Genomic DNA, 15,093 nt, shown 5'->3' on the forward strand with positions numbered 1-15,093 from the left:
CGCACCGGGCACTGGCAGAATGACCGCATGCGGACGGTCCTGGTGGTGGGTGGCGCCAACGTCGACGTCGTCGCCCGGTCGACAGGGCGCTTCACGATGGGCACCAGCAATCCGGGGCGCGCTTACACCAGCGCAGGTGGGGTCGGCCGCAACATCGCCGCCAATCTCGGCCGCCTCGGTGTGCCGACCGAGCTCATCACGGCGTTCGGCAACGACACCTTCGGCACCCGTCTGTATGACGAAACTGCCTCCGCCGCAGTCGATCTCACCCACTCGGTGGAGCTGGGGATGCCCAGCGGAAGCTATCTGGCGATGCTCGACGCCGAGGGTGAGCTGGTCGGCGCGGTGGCCGACATGGCCGCAGCGGAGTCGCTGCGCCCTGAGCACGTCCCGAGCCGGGTCGTCGCGGACTCGTCATACGTCGTGCTCGACGCCAACCTGTCGGTGGAGGTGCTGGAGCACGTATGCCGCGCCGCAGCCGCGGCGGACGTGCCGGTCGTCATCGATCCGGTCTCGGTGCCGAAGGCGCAGCGGATGGCGTCGGTGCTGAAGGCGTGGCCGGTCCACACAATCACCCCGACCCGCACCGAGTTGGTCGCGCTGAGCGGTGTCGACGATCCGCAGGACGGCGTCGCGGCACTGCACGCGCAGGGCGTCGGTCGAGTCTGGGTCCGTGAAGGCGTCGGCGGATCAACACTTTTCACGCCCGACTCGAGTCAACACATCCCGGCGATCACCGCAGACGTGCAGAACGTCACCGGAGCCGGCGACTCGATGACGGCGGCATACGTGCAAGGGCTCGCAGCCGGCTTCGACGACGTGACAGCGGCCCGGCGCGGGGCCGCTGCGGCATACCTGACCATCACCAGTGAGCACACGGTCCGACCCGACCTCTCACCGGCGCTCATCGAGCACGTCCTGAAGGAGCAATGACAACCATGCATCCCCGCTTGCAGTTGACCGACGAAGTCCGCGCCGCGCTCGCTGATGGACGACCGGTGGTCGCCCTGGAGAGCACGATCATCAGCCACGGCATGCCCTATCCGCAGAATGTCGAGATGGCGCGCGAGGTCGAGGCGCTCATCCGCGCCGAGGGAGTCGTGCCGGCCACGATCGCCGTGCTGGACGGAGTGCCGCGCATCGGGCTGACCGACGGTGACCTCGAAATGCTCGGCAAGGCAGGCGAATCCGTCACCAAGGCGAGCGTGCGCGACCTTGCCTACGTCATGGCCAAGGGCATCCACGGAGCGACGACGGTGGCGGCGACGATGCGCCTCGCGTCGCTCGCGGGCATCAAGGTCTTCGCGACGGGTGGACTCGGCGGCGTGCATCGGGGCGCAGCGAGCTCGATGGACCTGTCGGCGGACCTGACCGAGCTGTCGCGCACGCCGGTCGCAGTGATCTCCGCAGGTGTGAAGTCGATCCTCGACATCGGCCTGACGCTCGAGGCGATGGAGACGTTGTCCATCCCGGTCGTCGGCTACCAGACCGACGAATTCCCTTCGTTCTATTCACGATCCAGCGGTTTCGAGGTGCCGATGCGCGCCGACTCCCCGGAGGAGCTCGCCGCGATCATGGCAACGCAGTGGGATCTGGGGGTGACCGCAGGTCTGGACATCGCCAACCCGATCCCGGCCGCCGACGAGATCCCGGCCGACGAGATCTCCGGCATCATCGCGCAGGCGCTCACCGACATGGACGCGCTCGGCATCACCGGCAAGGACACCACGCCATACCTGCTCGGGCGGGTGGTCGAGCTGACCGGCGGCGCATCGCTCACCGCGAACATCGCGCTGGTCAAGAACAACGCGCTGCTCGGCGCCCAACTCGCGAAGGCGTATGTCGCCGCGCGCACTGAGTAATACGCGAGGTCTCGATACGGCTCGCCCTATGGGGCTCGCCTACTCGACCACCTTGTGAAGCTGGTCGAGTGCCGGCGCACCAAGGTGGTCGAGTGCCGGAGGAGCGCAGCGGGGGAGGTGTATCGAGACCGAGCGCGTGACGCATGCGGGGTCTCGATACGGCCTCGGCTAGCGCCTCGGCCTACTCGACCATCTTGAGTGGACGCTGGTCGAGTACCGGCGCACCAAGGTGATCGAGTGCCCGGGGGAGCGCAGCGGAGGAGGGTGTATCGAGACCTAATGCGGTCTCGAAGGGCTCGAGGGTCTTGGCGGAGGTTTCGATACGGCCTCGGCTAGCGCCCCGGCCTACTCAACCGCCTTCGGTGCGTTGCCGGCCGGCGAACGCCGCCTGCTTGGCGCGGTTGCCACACACCGCCATCTGACACCACTTGCGTCGCCGTGACGTGTTGAGGAAGAGCCATCCGCAGTCTTCGCCCGGGCAGGCCGCGACCAGCTCGCGTGCGTCATCGGTGAGCAACGACCCGGCTGACAGCAAGAACGCATCCAGCGGGTCCTCGAGTGTTCGCGGGCCGGCGAACTCCCAATGCGCAGAGTGTGGTTCGAGGACGAGGTGTTGTCGCGCCCGGGCGTGCTCGACTGCGTCCGAGAGGCGGCGACGTGCGGCCCGCCCCGGCTCGCCGGTGAACGTCGCATAGAGGTCTCCCCGCAGCGCGCGGGCCCGGTCGAGCACCGCAGCAACCCCGTCGGGGTCGCCCGCGCTCTTCTTCCGCAGCGCTACCACGTCCGCCTGCGGCAGCACGCCGGCTGTGAGCGCGAGCAGCGCGAGCGCGTCATACGACCGCAGGTATTCGCCCTCCCACGCCGGCGTCTCCTGCCAGCCGGCGCGTGAGTTACACAGCTCGAGGGCGGGGTGGCCGCTGAGCTGTTTGGGCAGCACGACCCCGTCGACCTCGATCGTCCAGGGGGTTGACATGCCAGCCATCAAACCACTTCTATGCACTAACCGGTTATAAGCAAATAATGGTTAGGGGTACGGCGATGAAGATCTCCCGAGGGCTGACGGCGACGGTCGGGGCAGCAGTGCTGGCAGCGGGTATGACGACAGGCATGGCGACGGCGGCGGCTGCGCCCGCCGGGACGGCGGGTTACGTCACGGCCGGCGGCACCGGCTGGCACTGGGTGAACGAGGGGTGGGAGCCGGCTCCGCAGGGGGACACCACGCTCCCGGCGGCCCGCTACTGCAAGACGTTCGACCTCGCCCTCGACACGGTCAGCGCGGACGTCCGGGGCAAGGTGCTCTCGCGCTGGGACAACGGCAACGCGAAGGACACCTACTACACCGGCCCGCTCATCACGCGCGCGGTGAATCTCACGACCGGCAAGGCGAAGAACTACGACATGGGCGGCGACATGCTGGAGACCGACTATCCCGACAAGACACCGCACGTCCTTCAGATGTGGGGCCCCGTGGGCGTCGGTATGCCGATCGGGGCGTCGAGGGGTATGCCGCCGAGTTACTACGTGTTCGACGGCTACCACGTGGTCCGTTTCAACGCGGCCGGCACGGAACGCACCGCAACCGTGAAGCTCGGGCCGGAGACCGACCTTTGCGCCGCGCTGCGTTAACGAGCCGGCACTGACACAGCTCCGGCACGCCTGCAACAACCCAACGGGCGTGTGCCCGTGCGGCATACCGTCGATGTATGTCGTTCGACGTGTCCGCGGACGCCTACGGGCGCTTCATGGGCCGCTTCTCGGAGCGGCTGGCGGTCGAGTTCGTCGCGTGGGCGGACGTGCACGCGGGCAGCACCGCGCTGGACGTCGGCTGCGGGCCGGGCGCATTGACCGCCCAACTGGTCGCGGAGCTCGGCGCCGGCAACGTGCGGGCCATCGACCCGTCACCGTCGTTCGTCGCCGCAGCCCGTGCGCGGTTCCCCGGCGTGGACATCCAGCAGGCGTCGGCCGCGGCCCTGCCCCTGCCGGACGACTCGGTCGACTTCGCAATGGCGCAGCTCGTCCTCAACTTCATGCCTGACCCGGTCGCCGGGCTGCGGGAGATGGCGCGGGTGACCCGCCCGGGCGGCACGGTCGCCACCTGTGTCTGGGACCTCGGGCCGACCGGCCGGGCGCCGATCTCGTTCCTCTGGAAGGCAGTTGGCGACCTCGACCCCGCATCGACGGGCGAGGCGGAGATGCCGGGCGCGCGGGAGGGACAGCTCGCCGAACTGGCTGAGCAGGCCGGGCTGACGGACGTGCGCGACGGCGAACTGACGGTGACCGCCGCGTTCCGTGATTTCGACGACTGGTGGGAGCCCTACACGTATGGCGTCGGCCCGGCGGGCCAGTACGTCGCGGGCCTCGACGACGGCGCGCGGGACCGGCTGCGCGCGCATTGCCGGGAGCTGCTGCCGGACGGCCCGTTCGACGTGACGGCCACCGCCTGGTGCGTCCGCGGGACGGCCTGAACGACGCTGCGAGGGGCCCGTCAGGGGTTCGCCCATCGGGTGTTCGCCGTCACGGTGCACAATGGAAGGCGTGATTGCCACACTGTCCAGCAAGCTCGGTCAAAGCAACGGGCACCCCATCGGGCTCGGTGTGACTTTCTTCGGCATCTGCTTCTTCATGATCGCCGTGTTCGCCCTGATCATCTGGGTCGGAAAGCAGCGTGACAAGCGTCGAGGCGGCCCCAGGGAGTCGCCCGAGCTGCCGCTGCTCGTCAAGAAGGACGAGGAGCGTGAGCGGCGTCGCAACGCCGGTCACTGAGGGGATCGCGGCGCTGGAAGCCGCGCGCACCTCTCCCTGCGCACCCGGTGCACCGCTGATCCCGGGCGCGGTCGGGCTCTTGGCGATCGGCGGCGACATACTCACGACGCATGCCACCGGCTCCGCCGTGTTGTATGACGCCTCCGCCGCCCTCCTGCCGCCGAAGTCGCGCGTCGCGATGCGGGCCGACACCGTCTTCGACGTGGCGTCACTGACCAAACTCTTCACGGCGACGATCGCGATGCAACAGGTCGAGGCCGACCTACTCGACCTCGACGCGCCGGTCGCGACCTATCTGCCCGCGTTTGCGGCGGGCGGCAAGTCCGACATCAGCGTGCGCCAATTGCTCACGCACACAAGCGGTTTGGAGTGGTGGCTGCCCCTGTGGCGCGACTGGCCGGACCACGACAGCCGGATCCGTGCCGCGCTAAGCAATCCGCCCGCGACAGCGCAGGGGGAGTTCGTCTACAGCGACCTCAACCTCATCACCCTCGGCGTCATCCTCGAGCAACTCGGCGGTGCATCCCTGGACGTGCTGGTCCGCGACGGCATCGCCCGGCCGCTCGGCTTGTCCGACACCGGCTTCGTGCCGCAGCTCGGCCATGTCGCGCCGGACAGGTTCGCCGCCACCGAGATCGAGGACGACGCCGGCCGCGGCATGGTGCGTGGCGAGGTGCACGACGAGAACGCCTGGTCGCTCGGAGGTGTCGCCGGTCATGCCGGCATCTTCTCCACGGCCGCTGACCTGCTGCGTTTCGTGGCCGTCTTCACCGGTGATGACCCGCGGATCCTCAGCCGGGAGAGCGTGATTGCGATGACGACCAACCTCAATCCGGAGCTGCCCGACGACGCGCACGGGCTCGGGTTCGAGATCGACCAACCCCGCTACATGGGCGAGCTGAGCGGACCGAGGACCATCGGCCACACCGGCTTCACCGGCACGTCGTTGGTCGCCGACCTGAGCAGCGGCGCGGTCGCCATACTCCTGACGAATGCCGTGCACCCGCACCGGCCGGAGACATCGATCAACGCGTTGCGGGCGAGGTGGGCGACTGCGGTCGCGCGGTCAGTCCACTGACTGCAGGCGACGCAGCACTGCCGCGGCGACCTCGTCGGTGTTGACCTCCGGCAGCCAATGCCCGGCACCTTCGAGCTCGACGAATTCGTAAGGGCCGGAGACGAATTCGGCAGACTTCTCCGCGGCGGCGCGACCGAGCGCGAAGTCGCGTGTGCCCCAGACGTAACTCATCGGCACGGTCACCTTGCGTGCGCGCTGCTGCCCGCTGCCCCGGTTGCGGGACGGCTTCGCTGCCCGCAGCTGGCCGGCGAGCATCGAGCGATACCAACCCAGCGGCCCGCGCAACGACTCCGGCGTCGAGAAGCGATCGGCATACTTCTGCGCGTCCTCGGGCGCCATGCCGGTCTTGACGTACATCTCGGGAAGCTGTCGCAGCGTGGCCCGTTCGGCGATCCACGGCAACTGGAAGAACGCCATGTAGGTGCTCTTGCGCCACTGGTCGCTGTGTCGCATCGCCCACAGCAATGCTTCCGGGTGCGGCGTGGAAAGCGTTGTCGCAGTAGCGACCCGGTCCGGGTGCGCTTGGGCCAACTGCCAGGCGACCGCACCGCCCCAGTCGTGGCCGACGATGTGTGCGGTCTCTGCCCCTGCGGCGTCGACGAGCGCGATCACGTCGCGAGCGAGCTGTGCCAGCGGGTATGCCGTGCGCTTCCTCGGCGCGGCACCGGGGGAGTAGCCGCGCTGGTCCGGCGCCAGCACCCGGTAGCCGGCCTCGACCAGGCGCGGAGTGAGCTTGTCCCAGGCGTGCCGGTCCTGCGGAAAACCGTGCAGCAGTATGACGATCGGCGCATCTGCGGGGCCGGAGTCGGCGACGTCGAAGGTCAGCTGGCCGCGGCGGTAGGTCTGCATTACTCGACGGTATCCGCTCCCCGGCCTGATGGTCGGCTGCGTCCCGAAGTCTGCCCAGGGAGAGGTGTGGTCAGGCAGCGTCGATGGACTTCAGCAGCATCGGCAGGGCGGAGTGCAGCTCCCGCTCCCAGTATTTCCAGGCGTGCTTGCCGGGCCCGTAGAAGTTGGTGTGCAGATGCTTGGCTCCGAGCTGGCGCAGTCGGTGCGCCAGCGCGAGGTTCTGGTCGTGGAAGTCGGACTCGATCGGGTCGGTGGCGCTGCCCGGCACGTCGTAGGGACCGGGCGTCCCGTCGCCGACGGACAGGTAGAGCGGCAGTGTCTTCAGCGTGTTGGCCAGGTAGTAGGGGTCGTGGTCCTCCCAGACATCGCGCTGGGCCACCGGGTCGCCCCACACGTTGTCGGGGTCGTTGCCGTCGTGGGCGAAGAAGCCCTGCAGACGTGCGATGGAGTCGGCGCTGTTCAGCGGGTGGACCGATCCGGAGAAGGACGCGGCCGACCGGAACATGCCGGGGTGCCGGGCGGCATACAGCATCGCGCCCTGGCCACCCATCGAGAGTCCGGCCACGGCCTGCTTGGAGCCCATGCCGAACTCGCGCATCAACAGCGGTCGCAGCTCGCGCAGGTGGAACGTCTCCCACTGGTTGTCGTCGGGGGTGCCCCACCAGTCGCTGTACCAGCCGTTCCAGCCGGCTTCGGGCATCACCACAAGGGTGTTCCGCAGCTGGGGCAGATCGGCGACATCGGTCATCGCGGTCCAGGACGTGTAGTCGCCGCAGCAGCCGTGCAATAGCCACAACGTCGGCCAGTGCTGCTTGCCTCGCGCCTGCGGATCCCAGCCGTCCGGGGTGAGCAGCCGGACGGTGACCACCCGGTCACCGAGCGCGTGCGAGCGGACCTGCAGATCGACCTGGCGGTCGGCGACCTGGGTCACCGAGAGCACTGTCGCGCCGTCCGGCGATGCGTCGGCCCGGACGGTGGAGGTCGGCGCCAGCAGCAGGGCGGCGGCCACGCAGAGCGCCAGCGCCGGGACGAGCAGGAAGCGGTGCGGGAGGGACTTCACCTTCGAGGACACCATCGGCTGTCTCCTGGGTGGGGTGACGGGGTGTGACAACAATCTACGCGGCTGTGGCCGTCAGGTAAGGAGTTCTCGCCACCGGATCCGGCTCGTGGACGGATTTTCAACGCAGCTCATGTTGTATCTAAGATAGATACAACATGAGTGCAAGCGACACGGCATACGACTTCATCAAGCAGGGCATCCTCTCGGGTGACCTTGCGCCGAGCTCGTTCCTGACCGAGGGGCAACTCGCGGAGGAGGTGCAGGTTTCGCGCACCCCGATCCGCGAAGCGCTGCTCCGGTTGCAGACCGAGGGCATGGTCGAGCTCTTCCCGAAGAAGGGCGCGCTGGTGGTGCCGGCGACCCCTCGGGAGGCCCGCGAGACCTTCGAGGCCCGTTCGCTCATCGAGGAGTGGGCGGCCGAGAAGGTCTGGCCGCACCGCTCGGAGATCGTCGCGACGTTGCACGCGAAGGTTGACCAGATGGTCGCGGCGAAGCGTGCCGACGACATCGGCAGGTTCAGCGCGGCTGATCGCGAGTTTCATGAGGTGATCGTCGAGGCAGCCGGAAACTCCGTGATCGCAAGGCAATACCGCCACCTGCGCGACCGGCAGATCGTCATCGTGGCGGGCAGCATGCGCGCCGATAAGTCACGTATGGCGACCTCGGTGAAGCAGCACCGCGACCTGCTTCTCCTGCTGGAGTCCGGCACCCGCGCAGCCTTCGTGCGAGCCTGCCGCGAACATGTCACCTACGCCACCAGCCTGGTGGGGTCACGGTGAACGCGCCCTCGAGCGAGACGGGGGAACGGGAGCACCACCTGCCCGCCGTCGTCGAATCTCCTTCTGCGCAATGGCCACTCGGCGGCAAGCGAGCGTGGGCTGTCTTCGTCGTCGCGCTGCTGGTCTACATCCTGGCGATCTTCCACCGCACGTCACTCGGCGTCGCGGGGGTCATGGCGGCGCACCGCTTCCACATCAGCTCGGCACAACTGGCGACGTTCGTCATGGTCCAGTTGTTCGTCTACGCCGCGATGCAGGTGCCGGTCGGTGCGCTGCTCGACCGCTACGGATCCAAGGTGCTGCTGACCGCCGGCGTCAGCACCATGACGGTCGCGCAGTTCGGCTTCGCCTTCGCCGACACCTTCGCATTGGGTGTGTTGGCAAGGGTTTTCGTCGGCATGGGCGACGCGATGGTGTTCGTCTCGTTGCTGCGACTGGTCGCGTTGTGGTTCCCGCCGGCGCGCTCGCCGGTGATGACCCAGCTGGTGGGTGTGTTCGGCCAGTTCGGGGCCATCGCTGCTGCAGGCCCGCTCTCGGTCGCGCTGCACGGCCTGGGCTGGACCAAGTCCTACGTGTTGGCGTCGTCGGTCGGCATCGTGCTGGGCATCGCGCTGATCCTGGTCGTGCGCGATTCGCCATACGCCACCAAGGAGCGGACCGAGATCAAGCTGCGGGCGGTTGCACGCGCGGTCTCCAGCGCGTGGCGTGAGCCGGGCACCCGGCTCGGCCTGTGGTGCCACTTCACCTCGCAGTTCAGCGCGACGGTCTTCAGTCTGATGTGGGGCTTCCCGTTCCTGACCAAGGGCGAAGGACTCTCCGCGGGCACCGCGAGTCTGCTGCTGGAGATCATGGTCGTCGCGACGGTCACCGCCAGCCCGCTCTTCGGCGCGTTCACCGCGCGTTATCCCTACAACCGGTCGACGCTCGTGCTGTGCACGGTCACTGCGATCATGACGATGTGGGCGGTCGTGCTGCTCTGGCCGGGGCAGGCGCCGCTGCCGGTGCTGCTCGTGCTGGTGATCGTCACGGCGATCGGCGGTCCGGGGTCGATGATCGGCTTCGACCTGGCGCGGACGTTCAATCCGACACACCGGATCGGCTCGGCCTCGGGCATCGTCAATGTCGGCGGCTTCACCGCGACATTGCTCTCGGTCTTCGTGATCGGCGTCATCCTCGACCGCGTCGCGCCCGGCGGTGCGGAGCGCTACGACATGCACGCCTTCCGGGTCGCGATGTCGGTGCAATACGTCGTCTGGGTGTTCGGGATCCTGCAGATCCTGCGCTATCGCCGGCGCACCCGTCGCCTGGTGCACTCGACCGACGGTTACGACCACCTCAAGGTCGGTGTCCGCGGGGCTCGATCGACCGGCTGATCACCGGTCGACGCGGCGGGAGCAGCCGCCACCCACTTTTGCCGAGAGGCACCCGGATGATCGACAGGCCCCCGGATTCAGCCCTGAACAGAGCTGAATCCGGGGGCCTGTCGATCAAAGAGGGCCTCTCGGCAAATGAGGGGTCAGTGCTTGTTGGGCGAGATCCAACGTGCGGTGTTGACGCCGTTGTCCTTGGCTCGCTGCAATGCGGCGGCGACGATCTTCTCGGCCTCCTCGCGGCCGGCCCAGTGCGAGCCCTCCTCGACGCTCTTGCCCGGCTCGAGCACCTTGTAGGTCTCGAAGAAGTGCTTGATCTCGTCGAGCAGGAACTTGTTGACGTCGCTGACGTCCTGGATGTGGTCCCAGCGCGGGTCGCCGGCGATGACCGTCAGGATCTTGTCGTCGCCACCGGCCTCGTCGACCATCCGGAAGACACCGACGGGGCGGGCCTCGACGATGGCGCCGGGGATGACCGACTCGGTCAGGAGCAGCATGGCGTCCAGCGGGTCGCCGTCCTCGCCGAGCGTCTCCTCGATGTAGCCGTAGTCGGTGGGGTACTGCATGGACGTGAACAGCCGGCGGTCCAGGCGCACGCGCCCCGACTCGTGGTCGACCTCGTACTTGTTGCGGCTGCCCTGCGGCACCTCGATGGTGACGTCGAACTCCATTACGCCTTGTCCCTTCGCCCGGGGTTCTCGATGTGGTTCTGCTGGCGCAGGCACCTTTCACGGCGCACGGCCGCTTGTGCTTGACTGACGAATAGTTTGGCGCACCGTGAGGTGGGCTGTCCCGTGAGGGGTGCATCGGGACGAAGAAGGGATCGGGCATGGGCAAGCGGATCGCGGCCGCGGCGGCCGCCGTCGTGGTGCTCGCGGTGGGCTACGAAACACTCGATGTGTATGACGTCGTGCCGGGCCCGCTGACCCGGGCGTCGGCCGAACACCGCGCTGTTCCCGAGCCCGGCAAGACCCGCGTCGGGCCGTCCGTCGCACCGCCCAGTCCCGCGAAGGCCACGGCGATCCCGGCGGCCGACGGGCCGGAGCAGGACGCCGCGAAGGTCCGCGCGAAGGTCGCCGCTGCGCTGAAGAAGCCGGACCTGGCCAAGAAGCTCGGCGTGGTCGTCGCGGACGGCAAGACCGGCGACGTCCTGCTCCAGCAGCACGAAAACTCAGCAATGACACCGGCATCGGTCACCAAGCTGCTCAGCGGGTGGGTCATCGCCAACACCCTCGACATGAGCAAGTCGCTGACCACGAAGGTCGTGAGCGGCTCCTCCGACAACGGGATCGTCCTGGTTGCCGGTGGCGACACCGCGCTCAACCCGGGCAAGGGCGACCCCGAGCACGTCAACGGCCACGCCGGTCTCGCGGACCTGGCCGCGCAGGTCGCGAAATCCCTGCAGAAGCAAGGGAAGACGTCGGTGACGGTCGGCGTGGACACGTCATACGCACCGGGACCGTTGACCGCGAAGCACTGGGACCCGGGTGTCGTCGCCGCCGGTTACACCGCTCGGATCGCCCAACTCGGCCTGTCGACCGAGCGCGCCACCGACCCGGCGCGGCCCACGCCCGCCGACCCGGTGGCCTCGACTCAGCAGGCCTTCGTCAAGGCGCTCGCGAAGCAGGGCATCACCGCGAAGACGGGCGCGCACACGCGGGCCGCCAAGGACGCGACGGTCCTCGGGAAGGTCGAGTCGTCCCCGCTGCTGGATGTGCTGGGCAACGCGTTGCAGACGAGCGACAACGCGATGATCGAGTCGCTCGCTCGGCAGGCGGCCTTCCATGAGGGAGTTGGCGGTTCGACCGCCGAGGTGGCGGCGTTCGTGGAGCGCAAGCTCAAGGCCGCCGGAATCGACATGAAGGGCGTCAAGCTCGCCGACGTGTGCGGGCTGTCATCCGGCACGACCATCCCGCCCCGCGTGCTGTCCGATGTGCTGCTGACCGGCACGACCGGCAAGAACAAGCCCTTCGCGGAGGTGCTGACCCGCCTCAGCGTCGGCGCCTACAACGGCACCCTCGACAACCGCTTCATGCAGCCGACCAACGAGTCCGCGGCCGGTGACGTCCGCGCCAAGACCGGCTCGCTCACCGACGTTGCGTCGCTCGCGGGAACGGTGATCACCGAGGACGACCGGGTGCTGGTCTTCGTGGTGATCAGCAACGCCGCCAAGTCGTGGGGCCCTTATGGCACGCGCGCCGCCATCGACGACTTCGTGGCCGACCTGCAGAAGTGTGGCTGCTCCAAGTAGTTGCGGCGGCGTGGAGACCTGCATGCCGTATGCCGCTCGTGCACAACTGACAACGGTCGCCGGTTAAGTCGGTCGTTTTGCGCTCATTCCGTGCATAACCGGCAACGGTCGCTGGTTAAGTCGGTCGTTTCGCCCTCATCCCGTACATAACCGGCAACGGTCACCGATTGAGGCGCGACGGCGCTCCCGGCACGCCTGCTGACATACGCTCGACGGCATGTCTGAGGTGTATGTCGACTGGGCTCTGGCCAAGCGGACGGCTCGCCGGTGGGTGTCCGACGGACCGACCACCACGCCGACCGAAGCTGCCGAAGTGGTCGCTGAGCTGCGCGACGCCGCACATCGGGCGCTGCAGCCGGTCGCGGACACCGCTCGGCTCGACGCCACCGCCGGTGCGGCCACCCCGGTCTACGTCGTGGACCGGGCGGGCTGGATCGACGTCAATGTCGAGTCGATGTCGGCACTGCTCACTCCCGTGGTGGAGGTGCTGACCGCCAGGCGCAAGGCCGGCCCGCGCGCCCGGGCCATCGGTGCCCGGATCACCGGCACCGAGACCGGCGCCCTGCTGGGGTTCGTAGCGAGCAAGGTCCTCGGTCAGTTCGACCTCGCACCGGAGGGACAGCCGAGCCTGCTGCTCGTCGCCCCGAACATCGTGGCCGCCGAGCGGCAGCTCGAGGTCGATCCGTCCGACTTCCGGCTCTGGGTCTGCCTGCACGAGGAGACCCACCGGGTGCAGTTCACCGCGGTGCCCTGGTTGCGCGAGCACCTCATCGACCGGGTCCGCACCCTGGCCGTCGACATGGTGCCGCGCCCCGAGATGCTGCAGGACCGACTGCAGGAGGTGGCCAAGGCGCTGCCGGGCATCCTCAAGGAGGGCAGCGGTGGGCTGACCGACCTGATCGGCAGCCCCGAGCAGCGCGACGAGCTGGCCAACGTCACTGCCATCATGTCGCTGCTGGAGGGGCATGCCGACGTGGTGATGGACGACGTCGGGCCGCAGATCGTGCCGTCCGTGGCCCAGATCCGGCGCAAGTTCGACGCCCGCCGCAAGGGCACCGTCGGACCGGACCGCATCATCCGCCGCCTGCTCGGTCTGGAGGCCAAGATGCGCCAATACCGCGACGGCGCCGCGTTCTGCCGCGCAGTCCAGGACAAGGTTGGCGTCGACGGGTTCAACGCCGTCTGGGCCGGGCCGGAGAACCTGCCGTCCGCCGACGAGATCTACGCACCGGCCGCCTGGGTCGAACGCGTGCACGGATGAGCACCCCACGAAGTTCTCCCCCGCTGCGCTCCTCCGATACTTCGCGGGGACCCCGCTCTCGAGTGCGCACCGCTCCGAGAGGCCAAGCATGACAGGTCCCCACCCTGCTGTCGCTGCGTGCCGGCGTCATGTCCGACGGGCGCTGGCGGAAGCCGGGCTGCCCGCGGGAAGCGCTGTGCTGGTGGCGGTTTCGGGAGGCCCGGACTCGCTGGCGCTCGCTGCTGCTGTCGCGTTCGAGGCGCCGAAGGCCGGGCTCAGCACCGCTGCCGCCGTGGTCGACCACCAGCTGCAGGACGGATCGGGCGACGTCGCCCGGCACGCTGCGGAGCAGTGCCGCGACCTCGGCATCGACCGCGCGGACGTTCGAACGGTGCAGGTCACCGCGACCGGGGACGGGCCGGAGTCGGCGGCCCGACGCGCTAGGTATGCCGCCCTCGAGGAGGCCGCCGCGGCATACGACGCCGGTGCGGTGCTGCTCGGCCACACGCGCGACGACCAGGCCGAGACCGTGTTGCTCGCCCTCGCGCGGGGGTCCGGGCCGCGGGCGATCACCGGTATGGCGCGGGTCGCACCGAGATGGCCGAGGAGCGACGAAGGAGCGTCTCGAGGTCACTCGGACGGTGCTCGGGACCTCGAGACGCCCGCTCGTTCCTCACGGGCTCCTCGGCCGCCTCGTTGGCTGCGGCCGTTGCTCGAGGTGACCCGCGAGGAGACGCACGCGGCCTGCGCGGCGCAGCATCTCGAGCCGTGGCACGACCCGCACAACGACGACCCGCGCTACCTGCGGGTGCGGGTGCGGCAGGCGCTCGCGGACCTGGAGCGCGACATCGGCCCGGGCGTCGTCGCCGGCCTGGCCCGCACGGCGTCCCTGGTCCGCCAGGACCTCGACTTCCTCGACGACAGTGCGCTGCAGCTCGCCGACCGGCTCGGCGAATCCCCTTGGCCGCTGGCCGAACTCGCCGACATCGCGCCCCCGCTCCGCTCCCGTGTATGGCGCGAGCTGCTCCGCCGTGCCGGCGTCCCGGCAGCCGGGCTCGGCAAGGTCCACATCGACGCCGTCGAGGCGCTGGTGACCGACTGGCACGGGCAGCAGCCGATCCACGTCCCGGGCCACCTGCAGGTGCGCCGCGATGCCGGGCTGATCCACGTCGAACCCCGTCAGGTTGAATAGGGCCATGGATTCCAGCCATATGGGCAACGACCTGGACCACGTCCTTTACACCGAGGAGCAGATCCACGCGCGACTCGAGGAGCTCGCAGCGGACATCTGGCGCGACTACCACGACAAGGACGTGCTCCTGGTCGGTGTGCTGAAGGGCGCCATCCTGGTGATGGCCGACCTGATGCGGGCGCTGCCCGGATCGGCGCCGATGGACTGGATGGCCGTGTCGTCATACGGCTCGGGGACCAAGTCCAGCGGCGTCGTGCGCATCCTGAAGGACCTCGACACCGACATCACCGATCGCCACGTGCTGATCGTCGAGGACATCATCGACTCGGGACTGACCCTCAACTGGATCCGCGCCAACCTCACCTCGCGCAAGCCGGCCTCGCTGGAGATCTGCACGCTGCTGCGCAAGCCGGAGGCGGCCAAGGTGGAGATCGACTGCAAATACGTCGGCTTCGACATACCCAACGAGTTCGTGGTCGGCTACGGCCTGGACTACGACGAGCGCTACCGCAACCTGCGTGACATCGGCACGCTCGCGCCGCACGTCTATTCCTGAGACATCTGGGTCGCCCGTATAACTGTGCCCCTTGTTACGGAACATCACTCGATGTCCGCACGTTGATCCAGCCGGGACGCCTGCACGTAGCCT

The 15,093-nt window shown here is 68.6% G+C and carries 16 protein-coding genes; 12 read left to right on the forward strand and 4 right to left on the reverse strand.

Annotated elements, in window-relative coordinates; all coding sequences use genetic code 11:
- The first annotated feature begins 27 nt into the window (after positions 1-27).
- Together ACSZL9_RS14050 and ACSZL9_RS14055 are read left to right on the forward strand one after the other, a co-directional pair.
- Positions 28-933 carry a carbohydrate kinase family protein gene (locus ACSZL9_RS14050; protein ID WP_446666129.1) on the forward strand — a complete coding sequence of 302 codons (906 nt, stop codon included), beginning with the start codon at positions 28-30 and terminating at the stop codon, positions 931-933.
- On the forward strand, positions 930-1,862 hold the full coding sequence (locus tag ACSZL9_RS14055; protein WP_446666130.1) for a pseudouridine-5'-phosphate glycosidase: 933 nt from the start codon (positions 930-932) through the stop codon (positions 1,860-1,862). Before ACSZL9_RS14050 ends, ACSZL9_RS14055 begins: the two co-directional genes overlap by 4 nt.
- Before the next feature lie 349 nt (positions 1,863-2,211).
- Here ACSZL9_RS14055 and ACSZL9_RS14060 read toward each other — a convergent pair whose 3' ends face one another.
- Entirely contained in the window at positions 2,212-2,835 is a 624-nt protein-coding gene (locus tag ACSZL9_RS14060) for a CGNR zinc finger domain-containing protein (protein ID WP_446666131.1), read from the reverse strand.
- A gap of 65 nt (positions 2,836-2,900) precedes the next feature.
- On the opposite strand from ACSZL9_RS14060, the gene ACSZL9_RS14065 reads away from it, so the two are divergent.
- The 4 genes from ACSZL9_RS14065 (at position 2,901) to ACSZL9_RS14080 (ending at position 5,703) form a co-directional block, all read left to right on the forward strand.
- Entirely contained in the window at positions 2,901-3,488 is a 588-nt protein-coding gene (locus ACSZL9_RS14065) for a hypothetical protein (protein WP_446666132.1), read from the forward strand.
- Positions 3,489-3,565: 77 nt separating this feature from the next.
- Positions 3,566-4,327 carry a class I SAM-dependent methyltransferase gene (locus tag ACSZL9_RS14070; protein ID WP_446666133.1) on the forward strand — a complete coding sequence of 254 codons (762 nt, stop codon included), beginning with the start codon at positions 3,566-3,568 and terminating at the stop codon, positions 4,325-4,327.
- Between the two features lie 70 nt (positions 4,328-4,397).
- Positions 4,398-4,625 (forward strand): hypothetical protein, encoded by a 228-nt coding sequence (locus ACSZL9_RS14075; RefSeq protein ID WP_446666134.1) that lies wholly within the window; start codon positions 4,398-4,400, stop codon positions 4,623-4,625.
- Positions 4,597-5,703, forward strand: coding sequence for a serine hydrolase domain-containing protein (locus ACSZL9_RS14080; protein WP_446666135.1), 1,107 nt, complete (start codon positions 4,597-4,599; stop codon positions 5,701-5,703). Before ACSZL9_RS14075 ends, ACSZL9_RS14080 begins: the two co-directional genes overlap by 29 nt.
- Here the strand turns inward: ACSZL9_RS14080 and ACSZL9_RS14085 are convergent.
- Entirely contained in the window at positions 5,692-6,552 is an 861-nt protein-coding gene (locus ACSZL9_RS14085) for an alpha/beta fold hydrolase (protein WP_446666136.1), read from the reverse strand. The genes ACSZL9_RS14080 and ACSZL9_RS14085 overlap by 12 nt on opposite strands.
- Before the next feature lie 70 nt (positions 6,553-6,622).
- Positions 6,623-7,627: an alpha/beta hydrolase gene (locus tag ACSZL9_RS14090; protein WP_446666137.1), complete on the reverse strand. Its 1,005-nt coding sequence runs from the start codon at positions 7,625-7,627 to the stop codon at positions 6,623-6,625.
- Positions 7,628-7,767: 140 nt separating this feature from the next.
- On the opposite strand from ACSZL9_RS14090, the gene ACSZL9_RS14095 reads away from it, so the two are divergent.
- Complete coding sequence (locus tag ACSZL9_RS14095) at positions 7,768-8,391, forward strand: GntR family transcriptional regulator (protein ID WP_446666138.1); 624 nt, start codon at positions 7,768-7,770, stop codon at positions 8,389-8,391.
- A complete protein-coding gene (locus tag ACSZL9_RS14100) occupies positions 8,388-9,764 on the forward strand; it encodes an MFS transporter (protein WP_446666139.1) in 1,377 nt (458 codons plus the stop codon). The genes ACSZL9_RS14095 and ACSZL9_RS14100 overlap by 4 nt, the downstream gene beginning before the upstream one ends.
- Positions 9,765-9,907: 143 nt before the next feature.
- Here ACSZL9_RS14100 and ACSZL9_RS14105 read toward each other — a convergent pair whose 3' ends face one another.
- Positions 9,908-10,432, reverse strand: a complete 525-nt coding sequence (locus tag ACSZL9_RS14105) for an inorganic diphosphatase (RefSeq protein ID WP_446666140.1) — start codon at positions 10,430-10,432, stop codon at positions 9,908-9,910.
- Between the two features lie 158 nt (positions 10,433-10,590).
- Between ACSZL9_RS14105 and dacB the strand changes: the two genes are divergently transcribed.
- The 4 genes from dacB to hpt all read left to right on the forward strand — a co-directional run bounded on the left by dacB (position 10,591) and on the right by hpt (position 15,000).
- Positions 10,591-12,012: a D-alanyl-D-alanine carboxypeptidase/D-alanyl-D-alanine endopeptidase gene (gene dacB, locus ACSZL9_RS14110; RefSeq protein ID WP_446666141.1), complete on the forward strand. Its 1,422-nt coding sequence runs from the start codon at positions 10,591-10,593 to the stop codon at positions 12,010-12,012.
- A 217-nt stretch (positions 12,013-12,229) separates the two neighbouring features.
- Complete coding sequence (locus ACSZL9_RS14115) at positions 12,230-13,273, forward strand: zinc-dependent metalloprotease (RefSeq protein WP_446666142.1); 1,044 nt, start codon at positions 12,230-12,232, stop codon at positions 13,271-13,273.
- 88 nt (positions 13,274-13,361) lie between these two features.
- Positions 13,362-14,444 (forward strand): tRNA lysidine(34) synthetase TilS, encoded by a 1,083-nt coding sequence (tilS, locus tag ACSZL9_RS14120; protein WP_446666143.1) that lies wholly within the window; start codon positions 13,362-13,364, stop codon positions 14,442-14,444.
- A 4-nt stretch (positions 14,445-14,448) separates the two neighbouring features.
- Entirely contained in the window at positions 14,449-15,000 is a 552-nt protein-coding gene (hpt, locus tag ACSZL9_RS14125) for a hypoxanthine phosphoribosyltransferase (RefSeq protein ID WP_446666144.1), read from the forward strand.
- Positions 15,001-15,093: the final 93 nt, after the last annotated feature.

This window comes from Flexivirga sp. B27, assembly GCF_052905685.1.